Raw genomic sequence first — 14267 nt, forward strand, 5'->3', positions numbered from 1 at the left:
AGGAATGATACGATTGAATCAAAAACAACTAAGCGCACGTAATGAAAAAAGCTGGAATGCAGCTGCGTATGAAGCTTGGACGAATCGCCACGGGGCACCAGCCGATTATGCGAAAAAGCTCATGGCAGATCCCGTGCGCGAGGTAGATCACTATTTACCTTACATACAATCTCCAAAAGGAAAACGTATTATTAATTTACTCGGGTCAAAAGGAAATAAAGCCGTTGCTCTCGCTCTTTTAGGAGCCAACGTAACTGTTGTTGATATTTCAGCAAGTAATGCAAAATATGCAAATGAACTTGCGGAAGCTGCAGGTGTCTCTATTCAATATGTCGTTTCTGATGTATTAGATGTAAAGCTCTCCGAATCATTTGATATCGTATTGCTGGAACTTGGTGTACTCCATTACTTTTTAGATTTAAAACCGCTCTTTCAAAAAATTGTTACCTTACTTAAGCGAGATGGAACGCTTATCCTTCGTGACTATCATCCTGTTTACACGAAATTATTAGGAGTAGACCACCCATCATTTCGGGCCAATGGAAATTATTTCGATGAAGAATTAATTGAAGATGATGTTGCTTATAGCATCCTTCTTACAGAATCGCAGAAAGAATCGTTGCCTAAAACAACCATCCGTCGCTGGACGCTAGGAGAAATTATTACAACACTTGCGGAAGAACATTTTAAAATTGAAAAACTAATTGAAGAACACGGGTCTCATCAAAGGTGGGTCTTCCCTTCTACTGCGCAGGAAGGAATTGAAGAACGTGTGCCTGGTCTATATACAATAATTGCGACAGCATGCAAAAAAGGATCCCTTCACGGATAGGATCCTTTTTGCATGCTCACGCATATAAGTTGAGGTTGGAGATTACCATAATTCTGTAGAATAGGACACAAGATATTTCAACATTTCGTCTCTGACTTACGTCGTCAAAAAGGGGTATGACCAACATAACGAAGAGTAATGTCTTTAGTTGATACTGATAATCGTTATCAACTAATTAGAAGTATACATGATGTTTTTTCAAATTACAATAGCATTTCTCATTTTTATTTATGAATTTTTTGATATACAAATGTATACATTTTAAGAACATTTACTCATATGAATCTGTCTTCTTCCATTATCTGCTATAATTTTCATTGAACAGATTAATAACTTCATAATAATGTTTTTATTAATTTCGTTCTTAATATTTATAAATCATAATAAATAGTTTTTAAAGGCAGGGGTAACGATGAAATATGTTAGTATTCGAAAAAAACTACTGTTCACACTCTTAAGCATTTCTTCTTTATTTAGTATTGCTCTTATTGTTATTCTTTCATTCGCCATGAATCAAGCAAATGAAATCGAAACCTTAAAAAATGATGTATCAAAACGAGCAACAATTTTAAAAGAACGTGGCGATTGGTTCCAAGCACAAGTTGCCGGTTTACAAGAATATTTACTGTCACATGATCAAAAAGGATTGGATAAATTCAACCGAGAAGGAAAAAAACTAGCTGATACTAGAGAAAAAGTAACAAATGATAAAAAGCTCCCTGAAGGAATGAAAGAAGCAATTTTAATGGGTGGAAAATGGCGAAGCGTAATAGATAATGAAGTCCTCCCTCTTGCTCGAGAAGGAAAATGGGACGAAGCATCCAAAATCGCTTTAGCTCAAACCGATTATGTAAACGACCTCTTAAGTCGCTTTACTAAATATGCAAATGAAGAAAATGATAAACGTGACGCATTAATTGCTGACGTAGAGTCTTCTTCATCTCTTATTCAATATATTATTTTCTTCTCCCTCATTACATGTACAGTAACGTCCATTTTATTAGCATGGTGGTTCTCTGGTAAACTCGTTAAACCGATACGACAAATTGATGAGAAATTAAAAGAATTAGCTTCTCAAGATGGTGATTTAACTGCTAGATTGCACGTAACAAGTAAAGATGAAATTGGTGATATCGCCAATTCCTTTAATCAAATGCTCGCTAACTTACAACGTATCATACAACAAGTACAACAAACATCAACAAGTGTAAAAGAAGCTTCTGAAAATGTGTTTATCGAAACAACTGCTTCTATGGAAAACACAGCAAAAACCGAGGAAACTATGAATGCCCTTGAGCATAATATTCGTTCACAAGTTTCCAGCATCGAAGAAAGTTCAACTGCAATGGATGATATGACAACGAGTGTTCAGCGTATTGCAGAATCTGCCTCTTCTGTTACTAGCCTAGCTGTTACAACTGCTGAAAAAGCAGATAGTGGGAATAAAGTCATTGAGAAATCTATTACACAAATGCATACCATTAACGAAGCTGTTAACGCTACATCACAAGTAGTAGAACGACTCATTACACATACGAATCATATTGATACTGCACTTCAATCCATTTCTAATATTGCGGAACAAACGAATTTACTCGCTTTAAATGCTTCAATTGAAGCAGCACGTGCTGGCGAACATGGAAAAGGATTCGCCGTTGTTGCCGATGAAGTACGAAAACTTGCTGAACAATCTCAGTTAGCAGCAACTGATATTAACCATTTACTTCATCAAATTCAAGCTGACACAAAAATAGCAAATGAAATGATGACGCAAGGTCAGTCAGAAGCTTCTGAAGGAATTACAGTCATTCGTACCGCTGGATCTTCATTCTCAGAAATTGTTAATCACATTAATAAAGTTTCTACACAGATGCAAGAAATGTCTGCAACTGCTGAAGAAATGGCCGCAAGTTCTGAAGAAATGAATGCAGCTTTAAATAACATCGCTTCTATTTCAAATGAAGTTGCCGCCGAAACATCACAAACAGCAACTTCAGCTGGTGACCAAGTAAACAAAATGAGTGTCGTTGCTAAAAAAGCTTCTGAAATGAAAACGACCGTACAAGAACTTGAAGTTCTCGTTTCTCATTTTAAAACAACCGTTTAAAGTGAAACTTTCATCTATACTTCTATGAGCTCCAAATTGTAAAAAAAGAGAGATTTACAATCTCTCTTTCTTTACCTTAAAATATCTCTTTCTATCTCTCATTCCGTCTGCTATAATTCCTAGAGGAAAGAAGAAAGCTTTATTCCAGACGGAGTAAAGCTTTCTTTCAATTTTTTACATTCATTAATTCTAATACTAAGATTTCACAAGGGAGGCTTTTTATCATATGAATTTTATTAGCATTCGAAAAAAACTAATGTTTATGATGGGAACGATTTGCGCTTTATTTGGCATTGCCTTAGCTTTTATTTTATTTTTTACTATTGATCAATCTCGTCAAGCTCAAGCATTACAAAAAGAAATTTCCCCTTTGGCAACAGAATTGAAAGAACGTGGAGATGCTTATCAAGTACAACTTTCTGCTTTAAGAGGTTATTTATTACAACATGATCAAGTCGAATTAGACAAGTTTAATGAGATGAGTAAACGTCTGGAGGATTCAAAAGATAAACTTCTTTCTAATCCAAATGTTTCTCAGTCCATGACAAATACAATGGAATCAGGATCCACTTGGAGAAAATTTATTGAAGAAAAAGTTTTCCCTCTTGCAAAAGAACAAAAGTGGGACGAGGCCCTGCAAGTAGCTTATGCAGAAAATGGTACTGTTTATAAAGTAATTGGTGACTTCACAAATTACAGTAACGAACAAGCTAAGTTACGTGATCAATCTATCAAAAAAATTGATCAATCTTCGCTACAAATTGAATATGTTGTCTTCTTATCACTTGTTATTTGTATTATCGTAGCTATCACTCTTGCATGGTGGTTCTCTGGTAAACTTGTAAAACCAATTCAACAAATTGATAGTAAACTAAAAGAATTATCATCTCAAGAAGGTGACTTAACAGCCCGCCTACAAGTAAATAGTAATGATGAAATTGGTACGATTGCAACATCGTTTAATAAAATGTTAGAAAACCTACAACATATCATCAATCGTGTTCAAAAAACATCCGTGGAAGTACAAAATGCTTCTGAAAATATGCTAGAAAAGACGAATATATCACGTGAGGCAACGATAAAAGTTCAAAGCTCGATGTCTAGCTTAAATGCAAGTATTCAATCGCAAACTGCAAGCATGGAAGAAAGCTCAACTGCAATGGACGATATGGCAGTAAGCGTTCAGCGTATTGCTGAATCAGCTTCATCTGTAACTGAACTTGCTGTAACTACATCGGAACAAGCTAATGATGGAAGTACTGTTATTCAAAAATCCGTTTCACAAATGACAACGATACACGACGCGGTACATGCTACGTCAGAAGTGGTCGAACGTCTAATCACACACACGAAATATATTGATACAGCTGTACAATCTATTTCTAATATCGCAGAACAAACAAACTTACTTGCTTTAAATGCATCTATCGAAGCAGCTCGTGCTGGCGAACAAGGAAAAGGTTTCGCTGTCGTAGCTGACGAAGTTCGAAAACTTGCTGAACAATCTAAAACAGCGGCAACTGATATTAACCAATTACTACATCAAATTCAACAAGACACTGAAACTGCAAGCTCTATGATGTCACAAGGCCGTTCTGAGGCATTTGAGGGCATTCATGTCATTCGTGAAGCTGGCAACTCTTTCACAACGATTGTAGAACAAGTAAATAAAGTATCTACTCAAATGCAAGACATATCAGCAACTGCTGAGGAAATGGCTGCAAGTGCTGAAGAAATGAACGCTTCACTGAATAACATCGCTTCTATTTCGACTGAAGTATCTAGTGAAACAGCGGCAACAGCACAATCGGCTGAACAAAAAGTCATTACGATGAATGAGATGACACAAACTGCTAAACAAATGAAACAAACTGTTGAAGAATTAGATCAACTCGTATCTCATTTTAAAACTGAATAAACATTCCAAAAATATTCCTCTTCCAAGAGGGATATTTTTTTTGAGCTCATTTCCTGCACATTATACATATATCCGTTATAATGAGAATCGATATCATTAATATGTAGGGGGTGCTACACATGTCACAACAAGCATTTGAAGAAAAGTTATATGCAAACTTAGAAGCTGTTATTGACCCTGAACTAGGTGTTGATATTATCAATCTCGGATTAGTTTATGACGTTACGGCAGATGAAAATAATAATGCTGTCATTACGATGACGATGACTTCGATCGGTTGCCCAATGGCTGGGCAAATTGTATCAGACGTAAAAAAAGTATTATCAACGAACGTACCTGAAGTCAATGAAATAGAAGTAAATGTCGTTTGGAATCCGCCCTGGTCTAAAGAACGTATGTCACGTATGGCGAAAATCGCATTAGGTATTCGCGACTAAATACAGAAAGACCTGACATCCTAGTCAGGTCTTTTTCTCTTATTATTTTACGCCTACTGCATCATAAGCTTTCGTTACAGCTTGTACAGCTTTAGAATCTTTACCATATAAATCTTCAGCTGACTGAAGTGCCGCTTGACGCATCATCTTAAAGTCAGAGTTTGCAGTTAAATATTTCGTAAGAGCACGGTAATAAATTTTCTCTGTCGCTTCACGGCCTACTCCAGTTACTTTCACGCCGTAATGCTCTCCGCCATCAGATACTAAATATGCAGCTTTATTGTTAATACTACTGTTAATATGAACGCCGCCATTATCAGCTGTTCCAGTGTAGCGTTTATTGTAGTGATCTGGGTAACCTTCACCTGGTTTTAATGGATTTGGAATAGATGCTGGATCTTTCAGAGAACGAAGTGCATCACCAGGTTTTCCAGGTGTATAAATGTCAGCACCTAAATCCCAGCTCTTCTTCTCAACCATGACACCCATAATATCTGATAATGATTCATTTAACGCACCTGACTCATTTTTATAAACAAGATTTGCTGTATGTTCAGTTACAGCATGTGTTAATTCGTGACCGATAACATCAAGTCCCGCAGATAACGGCACAAATGTTGTACCATCACCATCACCATACATCATCTGAATACCGTTCCAAGCTGCGTTATTCCAGCTTTCACCTACGTGAACAGAGGAAATAAGCTTCGCACCTTTATCATCGAAAGAGTTACGATTAAAGGTCTTTTTGTAGTAATCATATACTTTTCCTGCATTTACATGCGCATCAACCGCTGCTTTGTCATCAAAGAATTTATTTTTACTTTCTACTTCAATACCTGTATGTCCGAACCATTGTGAGAATATATTAAATAAGTTTTCATCCATATTCTCTGCATCAAATGTATGAACACCTTTTCCACGTTTACCATCAAATAAATGGAATGCTCCTGATTTCTCATCTTGCGCAATTTCAAATGATTGTTTAGCGCCTAATACTCCGTAACCAAATCCTGTAATATGATCTACAGCATTATATTTCTCAATGACATTTCCATTCGTTGCATCAACAAAATAATGCCAATAGCCTGGAGCTGGCTTTGAAATTGATGCCTTAACTAAATAGGCAAGATAGTAGTTTCCATCTTTTTCATACACATATAAATCTTTTTTCACACCGTCATAATTCTTTACTGCTCCAATTTCTTTCTCAATATCTGTCTTTGCAATTGTTTCTGCTTGCTCTGCGCTAATATTTGCAAACGTAGGAATATTTTTATCCTCTAAATTCGGAATAACTTGTCCGAAGAATGCTTTTACATTATTCTCTTTATCTAGTGTAACAGTTTGATCTGAACCGTACACAGGAATGTTATTATGCTTCTCAACTAGCTTCACATGTGTTGTGCCAGATTCAGCATCTTTTTCTTCTCCAACGACATTGAAGTGTTTATCAATATTTCCTGCTAATTTGAACATATCTTTCTTACTCTCTAAATATTGAAAGACCGTTTCTTTTTTATCTAGTCCTTCTGGTGCTTTCCATTCTTCACCTATGTATGCAGGTGTTTTAAACTCTTGATGATATTGAATTTTTTGTTCTTCCGCTTTCGTTGTCGTTGCTCCAAATGTTCCAAATCCCCCGGCGATAACAGTTAAGGCTAATGCTGATGAAATGACTTGCTTTTTCACTATAACATTCCCCATTCCCATAAAGATTTTTGACACTTTTATACAATTCTTGTTTTTCAAGTCGATACCTTTACCGAAAATTTGAGAAAGTTTTTTCTGACAATTCCACTCAAAAAAAGAGGACATCTATCCGATGTCCTCTTTTTCTTTTAATCTTTTATTGTCTTTTCAATTCAATTACTAAATAATGCGATTGCTCTCTCGCTTCAATATGAATATCTTCTTCCACCGCTTCTGCTGCATCACGCATAACAAGATTTTCACCATTGATTACACTACTTCCTTCAATTTGTACAAGGTACAATTGACGGCCTTCTTTCACTGGAAAATGAATTTCTTTTCCTGCATCTAAAGATAAAGAATATAAATTCGCATCTTGGTGAATTTGAATTGGTGCCCCGCCTTCTAATGGAGATACCATATGAAACCATTCATTTTCACGTTTGCTCCAATCAAATTTAAACTCACCATAGTTTGGTTTATGGTCCGCATGGTCTGGTAAAATCCAAATTTGTAATAAACGTAGTGTTTCATTTCCTAAATTATGCTCACTATGAAATACACCTGTGCCAGCACTCATATATTGAACATGCCCTCGCTCAATTGTTCCGCGATTTCCCATGCTATCCTCATGTGTTAAAGCACCATCTACAACGTACGAAATGATTTCCATATCGCGGTGCGGATGCATATCAAAACCAGTTTGTGCCGCTACTAGGTCATCGTTAATTACACGTAATGCACCGAAGTTCATGTTATTAGGATTATAATAATTCGCAAATGAAAAATGAAAATGTGTATTTAGCCAACCGTGATTTGCTCTTCCCATATTTTTATGATCAACTTTTCTAAACATACCCTTCACCTCATATTATCTCGAATTCAAGATTTATTTTAAAATTTTTTACTGTAACTTTTTTAGTAATTGTAATAATTGATGTTGTTCTTCTACATTTAAATTTTGAAACTGCTTCGCTTGGAATGTTTCTTGAGGCGGGACGATTTCTTCATATAAATCTTTTCCCTTTTCAGTTAACGAAATATATTTTGTAGTACCTTCTTGTTCACGATGAATCCACTCCAGCTGCTCCATTTTATTTAAAAGCTGTGTGATATTTCCCTTCGTAACAAATAACTTATTTCCAAGCTCTTGCTGCGTTAAACGACCATGTCCTCCAACTTGAGCTAGTACATCAAACTGAGCGGCAGATACATTCCATTCTTTCAAATGCTGATTCGTCTCACGAATACTTTTGTTATAAAAACGTGATAAACGAAACCATAATAGTAATCCGAGCCTATCTTCCGTTTTCATTTTATCACCTCGCTCGATACCATTAGTTTAGAACTAAACTTTATAAAAGTCAATCGCTTACTTTTAGTAACCAACAAAAAAGCACAGCGCTATTTCTCCACTATGCTTTACATTAACTTTCTATTTTTATATTCATCCAGCTTCCTCTCCGCGAACTTTCTCGCATCTTTCTCAATCCATCTATCTTCGTACAATTCACTTCCAACATACAATACGTCTCTCTTATGCTGCATCGCATGGCGAAATTCATGCAGCAGAGTTTTGAGCACTTGCTCATACTCTTCCCACATACAAACAAAAATTAATTGTTTTTCTTTATGATAAAAACCACCTACTGGGAATAAGAATTCCTCTTCTTCTTCTCCTAACGATAGAAGCACATGATTTGCATCACACGTATCACAAAAAATAACTGGCGTTTTACATACTTCAATCAATGAAAACAAATCGTCTCTAAGTCTTTTGACATCCCAAGGAAGCTCCGAATCCAACACATACCAATTCTCCACCTGTTGATATACATTTTGAAACTGGAGTTCCATTTCTTTTTATTCCCCTTTCCAAGCACCCTTTTTCTATATGTATGCCACAATATGGTAAATATTAAACGTATTCTTTCATCCTTGAAAAAATACCAATAAAAAAAGAATCTATGCCGACATAGATTCCTTTTTCTTAATCACTTTTTTTAATACAAAGTAACCAATTGCACAAACAATAGCAGCAAGTGCAAAGTATTTCACATATGGCCCAGCAACTTTATTAATGCTTTCCCACTCTGTTCCTAATTTAAAACCTAAATATACAAACACAATTGACCATGGAATAACAGCTAATGTAGTTAGCGTAATAAACTTAGCATGTGACATTTTCGCAATACCTGCTGGTATGGAAATAGCATGACGCACAACTGGAATAAAACGAGCAGTAAAAATAACGCCGGTTCCGTAACGATTAAACCAAGCTTCAGCATAATCAATATGTTTCTTTTGAATTAAAATATATTTTCCATATCGCTCAAGAACAGGTCTTCCTCCGTATCGACCAATCCAATAAATAAATAGTTGTGCGATTACACCACCAATTGTACCGAACGCGACAGCGCCCCAAAATGTAATGCTTCCTGTTGATACTAAATAACCTGCATAAGATAATACGATTTCACTTGGGATAACCTCTAGCATTAATCCAAGCATAATTCCCCAATAACCAAGTCCTTCTAGAAAAACTAAAACGGAATGAATCAACTCTCCTAACATCATGTACCTCTCTTTACTGTTTTCATTGCAAACAATAAAAGTACAAGCAGGACATATCTTGTACTTTTATTTTTTTAATTTAGTTAGCCTTCGTATCCCACTTAAAGACTTTATTTAAAAATTTATATACATTCTTTGACTCTTTCGTCAAAAGTGGACCTAAGATCGATAGTATAAGCACATATAGTGCTGAAAATGGCTTTAGTACTGACATTAAACCACCAGCGATACCGATATTAGCCATAATGATGGAGAATTCTCCTCTTGAAACGATTGTTAATCCAATATTTGTTGAAGCTTTATGAGATAATCCAGCCTGTCGTCCTGCAATCATTCCTGCTACAAAGTTACCGATGATTGTAAGAAGTACCGCACCTAACGTTAACCATATCGCTCCGCCTAACGAGAAAGGATCAATACTTAATCCGAAACTGAAGAAGAAAATGGCTCCGAAAAAGTCTCTAAATGGAACAACAAGGTGTTCAATTCTGTCACTATGCTCTGTCTCAGAGAAAACTAATCCTAAAAGAAGTGCTCCAATTGCTTCGGCAACGTGAATTGTTTCTGAAAATCCTGCAATAAAGAATAACGAAGCAAATACTACAATAATGAAAATTTCATCCGAACTAATATTGAGCAATTTATTTAATAACGGCGTCGCCTTTCTAGCTACAATAAAGAATAGAAGCATGTATCCTAAAGCAATTCCAATTGAAGTAAGAGCACCTAGGAAGGAAGCATGATCTCCTAGAACTAAACCAGATACAACTGATAAATATACAGCAAGGAATATATCTTCGAACATGATAATTCCTAAAATTAATTCGGTTTCATTATTACCAGTTCTTCTTAAATCCACTAACACTTTTGCAACGATAGCGCTAGAAGAAATCGTAATAATACCCGCAATAATTAAGATTTCTAGTAAAGGGAATCCCATAATAAACCCGTATAATAACCCAAGTGAAAAGTTAATTAAAATATAGATCGTTCCGCCAATCGCAATAGAACGTCCAGATTTAATTAGTTTTTTCATTGAAAATTCTAGTCCTAGATAGAACAGAAGGAACAGAACCCCGATTCGTCCAAGGAAGGAAATAACACTCGCACTTTCAATAAATTTGAAATCGATCACACCTATTGTCGGCGCATGTGGTCCTACTAACATCCCAAGAACAATTAGAAACGGAATTACTGAGAATTTAAACTTTCCAGCAAGTACTGCCGCAATTGCAACTAATACTAACGCTGTACCAACTTCAAAAATTAACGTATCCATCTAGTCAGTCCCCCTATTCGAAAGTAACTCATTAATAATTTTTTTAATTTCTTCTCTCTCACCAGAAACTACAAGCATATCGCCTTCTTCAATTACCGTTTTTGGTCCTGGATTAAATAGCTTTTTCATATTCTTCTTCATAACTGCAATGATCGTTACGCTATATGTTTTTCTTATTTCAAGATCACCAATTGTTTTTCCGATTGCCAGGGCTGCATTCTCCACTTTAAACCACTCAATCGCTAAACCTTCAAAGACCATTTCAACATTTTCTAATGCCCTAGGCTTATATACCATTCCGCCTAATATTGCTGCAATTTGTCTTGCCTCTGAGTCACGTAATGAAATACTTGAGATGCTTTCTTCATGGTCTGAATCAAAATGATACATTTCTCTACGCCCGTCATCATGAATAACAATCACCATCTTTTCGTTACCTTTCGTAACAATTTGAAACTTATAACCAATACCCGGAAGTTCACTTTCTCTAATATTCATATTTAGCTCCTCCACAACTTTTTTTATTTGAATTTTCTGTTTTTCTGTCTTTTGTTCATCCAATCAATTTTAGAAATTCTAACCATTCAGGATACCTGTGACTTGGAAATCTTTTATTGTAATAATAAGTCGCTCCTAAAAAGATACTTAAAGATGTAATGATAAAAAATATATTACTTCTCATTTTCAAACTCTTAAGACTTACTTTCAATAAAGTTTCTTCTTTCAAATTATCCCCTCTTTTTCGCTTTACATTTAGTTTTTTAAAATGTAAATAATTCTAAAAATATTATGATGTAACATAATCATAACACAAAATACGTTTATGTAACATAATTTTTTAGAAAAATTGATTCTCGTATATTTTTTGCATATAATTTTCTTATTACGAAAAAAAGGAAGTGTATTATATGGTTGATATCTTTAGCAGATTCCTTGAGGTAACGAATAATATTTTATGGTCATATATTCTTATTGCAATGCTAATCGGCTTCGGTCTTTATTTCTCTTTCAAATTGAAATTTGTCCAAATTACTCATTTCGGTGAGATGGTCGGTTTAATTAGTAAAGGATTTAATCGAAAAGAAAAAAAGAAAGATAGCATCTCTCCATTCCAAGCATTTTGCTTAAGTGCAGCAGCACGTATCGGTATCGGGAATTTAGCTGGTGTAGCATTAGCCATTTCAATGGGTGGACCTGGCGCAATATTTTGGATGTGGTTTATTGCTATCCTTGGAGCAGCTACTAGTTTCGTAGAATGTACGCTCGCGCAAATTTATAAAGTAAAAGATGGAAGCAGATTCCGTGGTGGGCCAGCGTATTACATGGAAAAAGGCTTAAACAAGCGCTGGATGGGTGTTTGGTTCTCACTTCTTATTACAGTTGCATACGGATTAATTTTCAATTCCGTACAAGCAAATACAGTAACAATCGCATTTGAAAATGCTTTTGGACTAGAGCGAACTCTTGTAGGAGCTCTATTAGCTTTATTAGTTGCAGTTATTATTTTTGGTGGTATTAAGAGCATTTCACGTATTACAGAAATGATTGTTCCTCCAATGGCAATTGTTTATATTGGTGTGGCAATTTTTGTCGTTATTAACAACTTCACTATGTTACCAAGCATTTTTACAGAAATATTTAACAGCGCATTCGGTTTAGACCAAGCTATCGCTGGTGGTATTGGAGCAGCAATTAAGTTCGGAATTCAGCGCGGTTTATTCGCGACAGAAGCAGGTATGGGTAGCTCTCCTAACGCAGCTGCAACATCAGATGTATCTCACCCTGTAAAACAAGGACTTGTTCAAGCATTAGGCGTGTTCGTAGACACATTCTTAGTATGTACATCAACAGCGTTTATCGTATTATGTTCCGGACTTTACAAAGGATCAAACTTAGAAGGTATTGAATTAACACAACAAGCATTAAGTTCACAAATTGGCCCGTGGGCAAGCACTTTCTTAGCGATTATTATTTTCCTATTCGCATTCAGTTCTCTTCTAGGAAACTACTATTATGGCGAAACAAATATCGCATTCATTAAAGAAAGTAAAACATGGTTAATGATTTATCGCGTTGCAGTTGTCGGAATGGTATTCTTCGGATCAATCGCTGCCCTTCAAACAGTTTGGAGTTTAGCTGATTTATTCATGGGACTAATGGTATTCACAAACTTAATTGCCATCTCATTCCTAAGCAAATTCGCCTACGCAGCATTAGTAGACTATTTAAAGCAAAAGAAACAAGGAAAAGATCCTGTTTTCGTTGCAAGCTCTATCCCTGGCTTACAGAATACAGAGTGCTGGGATGGACAGGATGTAGAAGAAAAACAGAAGGCTGTTTAATAATTAAAAGCGTATGCGGCTCGTTCAGAATCGCAGGGCACTTCGAGCGAGAGAGCGAAATGACCGACTGCTCTAGTCACCGGAGCTGGATATCATTTAAAGCGTGTGCGGCTCGTTTAGAACAAAAGCTATATATCAAAGCAAATCCCTATTACTCCACAGTAATAGGGATTTTTATTTACAACAGTTCATAATTTGTTCAAATTAATTCCAGCAAAAGGGTTGATTTATACAAATTACTAGATTATAATAATTATAAATTAGTAATTGATATAACATAACAACTCAAAAGGAGATTGATCATAATGAACAAACAAGTAATCGAAGTATTAAACAAACAAGTAGCAGACTGGAGCGTTTTATTCACAAAATTACACAACTTCCATTGGTACGTAAAAGGACCTCAATTCTTCACATTACATGAGAAATTCGAAGAACTTTACACAGAATCAGCTACTCACATCGACGAAATTGCAGAACGTATTTTAGCAATCGGTGGCAAACCAGTAGCAACAATGAAAGACTACCTAGAAATCTCTACTATTCAAGAAGCAGCATACGGAGAAACTGCAGAAGGGATGGTCGAAGCAATCATGAAAGACTACGAAATGATGCTAGTCGAACTGAAAAAAGGCATGGAAATTGCTCAAAACTCTGACGACGAAATGACATCTGACCTACTACTAGGCATCTACACAGAACTAGAAAAACACGCTTGGATGCTACGCGCGTTCTTGAATCAATAATAGATTTAAAAGCGGAGGCGGCTTGCTCAGAATCGCAGGACATTGGAGCTCTCGACCTTGAAGCGCTTTTTGCTTCGAGCGAGAGAGCGAAATGACCGGAGATTCTAGCCGCTGGAGCTGGATATCACTTTAAAGCGGAGGCGGCTCGTTCAGAACAGGAGGGTGTTGGAACTCCTGATTACGAGGCGCTTTTTGCCTCGAATGAAGGAGTGAAACAACCGACTGTTCTAGCCGCTGGAGCTGGATATCACCTAAAAGCGGAAGCGGCTCGTTTAGAACAGGAGGGTGTTGGAACTCCTGATTACGAGGCGCTTTTTGCCTCGAATGAAGGAGTGAAACA

At 36.2% G+C, this 14267-nt stretch carries 13 protein-coding genes; 6 read left to right on the forward strand and 7 right to left on the reverse strand.

Features of this window, described 5'->3' with window-relative positions:
• The first annotated feature begins 4 nt into the window (after nucleotides 1–4).
• The 4 genes from AC3WTI_RS26860 (at nucleotide 5) to AC3WTI_RS26875 (ending at nucleotide 5294) form a co-directional block, all read left to right on the forward strand.
• Nucleotides 5–832: a class I SAM-dependent methyltransferase gene (locus tag AC3WTI_RS26860; protein ID WP_142286727.1), complete on the forward strand. Its 828-nt coding sequence runs from the start codon at nucleotides 5–7 to the stop codon at nucleotides 830–832.
• Nucleotides 833–1244: 412 nt separating this feature from the next.
• Nucleotides 1245–2939, forward strand: a complete 1695-nt coding sequence (locus tag AC3WTI_RS26865) for a methyl-accepting chemotaxis protein (protein WP_087959363.1) — start codon at nucleotides 1245–1247, stop codon at nucleotides 2937–2939.
• A gap of 226 nt (nucleotides 2940–3165) precedes the next feature.
• Nucleotides 3166–4857 carry a methyl-accepting chemotaxis protein gene (locus AC3WTI_RS26870; RefSeq protein ID WP_144488529.1) on the forward strand — a complete coding sequence of 564 codons (1692 nt, stop codon included), beginning with the start codon at nucleotides 3166–3168 and terminating at the stop codon, nucleotides 4855–4857.
• 119 nt (nucleotides 4858–4976) lie between these two features.
• On the forward strand, nucleotides 4977–5294 hold the full coding sequence (locus tag AC3WTI_RS26875; RefSeq protein ID WP_000082521.1) for a metal-sulfur cluster assembly factor: 318 nt from the start codon (nucleotides 4977–4979) through the stop codon (nucleotides 5292–5294).
• Between the two features lie 42 nt (nucleotides 5295–5336).
• On the opposite strand, the gene nprB is transcribed toward AC3WTI_RS26875, so the two are convergent.
• The 7 genes from nprB to AC3WTI_RS26910 form a co-directional block, all read right to left on the reverse strand.
• Nucleotides 5337–6986 (reverse strand): neutral protease NprB, encoded by a 1650-nt coding sequence (nprB, locus tag AC3WTI_RS26880; RefSeq protein WP_144488530.1) that lies wholly within the window; start codon nucleotides 6984–6986, stop codon nucleotides 5337–5339.
• A gap of 157 nt (nucleotides 6987–7143) precedes the next feature.
• Complete coding sequence (locus tag AC3WTI_RS26885; protein WP_087959360.1) at nucleotides 7144–7842, reverse strand: pirin family protein; 699 nt, start codon at nucleotides 7840–7842, stop codon at nucleotides 7144–7146.
• 48 nt (nucleotides 7843–7890) lie between these two features.
• Complete coding sequence (locus AC3WTI_RS26890; RefSeq protein ID WP_087959359.1) at nucleotides 7891–8301, reverse strand: MarR family winged helix-turn-helix transcriptional regulator; 411 nt, start codon at nucleotides 8299–8301, stop codon at nucleotides 7891–7893.
• Nucleotides 8302–8408: 107 nt separating this feature from the next.
• A complete protein-coding gene (locus tag AC3WTI_RS26895; protein WP_087959358.1) occupies nucleotides 8409–8843 on the reverse strand; it encodes a DUF3920 family protein in 435 nt (144 codons plus the stop codon).
• 108 nt (nucleotides 8844–8951) lie between these two features.
• Entirely contained in the window at nucleotides 8952–9560 is a 609-nt protein-coding gene (uptA, locus tag AC3WTI_RS26900; protein WP_142286725.1) for an undecaprenyl phosphate transporter UptA, read from the reverse strand.
• 79 nt (nucleotides 9561–9639) lie between these two features.
• Nucleotides 9640–10839 carry a cation:proton antiporter gene (locus AC3WTI_RS26905; protein WP_098903989.1) on the reverse strand — a complete coding sequence of 400 codons (1200 nt, stop codon included), beginning with the start codon at nucleotides 10837–10839 and terminating at the stop codon, nucleotides 9640–9642.
• A complete protein-coding gene (locus AC3WTI_RS26910; RefSeq protein WP_144488531.1) occupies nucleotides 10840–11337 on the reverse strand; it encodes a cation:proton antiporter regulatory subunit in 498 nt (165 codons plus the stop codon).
• Nucleotides 11338–11747: 410 nt separating this feature from the next.
• Here AC3WTI_RS26910 and AC3WTI_RS26915 point away from each other — a divergent pair, with 410 nt between their 5' ends.
• Entirely contained in the window at nucleotides 11748–13181 is a 1434-nt protein-coding gene (locus AC3WTI_RS26915; protein WP_048528225.1) for an alanine/glycine:cation symporter family protein, read from the forward strand.
• A 305-nt stretch (nucleotides 13182–13486) separates the two neighbouring features.
• Nucleotides 13487–13927, forward strand: coding sequence for a Dps family protein (locus AC3WTI_RS26920; protein WP_098903991.1), 441 nt, complete (start codon nucleotides 13487–13489; stop codon nucleotides 13925–13927).
• The last annotated feature ends 340 nt before the right edge of the window (nucleotides 13928–14267 follow it).

This window comes from Bacillus sp. EB106-02-03-XG38 (genome assembly GCF_058792175.1).

Excerpts from the sequence above, each read along its gene's own strand:
- AC3WTI_RS26860 (WP_142286727.1), top strand. The coding sequence starts at position 5 with ATGATACGATTGAATCAAAAACAACTAAGCGCACGTAATGAAAAAAGC.
- AC3WTI_RS26865 (WP_087959363.1), top strand. The coding sequence starts at position 1,245 with ATGAAATATGTTAGTATTCGAAAAAAACTACTGTTCACACTCTTAAGC.
- AC3WTI_RS26870 (WP_144488529.1), top strand. The coding sequence starts at position 3,166 with ATGAATTTTATTAGCATTCGAAAAAAACTAATGTTTATGATGGGAACG.
- AC3WTI_RS26875 (WP_000082521.1), top strand. The coding sequence starts at position 4,977 with ATGTCACAACAAGCATTTGAAGAAAAGTTATATGCAAACTTAGAAGCT.
- AC3WTI_RS26885 (WP_087959360.1), bottom strand. The coding sequence starts at position 7,842 with ATGTTTAGAAAAGTTGATCATAAAAATATGGGAAGAGCAAATCACGGT.
- AC3WTI_RS26890 (WP_087959359.1), bottom strand. The coding sequence starts at position 8,301 with ATGAAAACGGAAGATAGGCTCGGATTACTATTATGGTTTCGTTTATCA.
- AC3WTI_RS26895 (WP_087959358.1), bottom strand. The coding sequence starts at position 8,843 with ATGGAACTCCAGTTTCAAAATGTATATCAACAGGTGGAGAATTGGTAT.
- uptA (WP_142286725.1), bottom strand. The coding sequence starts at position 9,560 with ATGTTAGGAGAGTTGATTCATTCCGTTTTAGTTTTTCTAGAAGGACTT.
- AC3WTI_RS26905 (WP_098903989.1), bottom strand. The coding sequence starts at position 10,839 with ATGGATACGTTAATTTTTGAAGTTGGTACAGCGTTAGTATTAGTTGCA.
- AC3WTI_RS26910 (WP_144488531.1), bottom strand. The coding sequence starts at position 11,337 with ATGAATATTAGAGAAAGTGAACTTCCGGGTATTGGTTATAAGTTTCAA.
- AC3WTI_RS26915 (WP_048528225.1), top strand. The coding sequence starts at position 11,748 with ATGGTTGATATCTTTAGCAGATTCCTTGAGGTAACGAATAATATTTTA.
- AC3WTI_RS26920 (WP_098903991.1), top strand. The coding sequence starts at position 13,487 with ATGAACAAACAAGTAATCGAAGTATTAAACAAACAAGTAGCAGACTGG.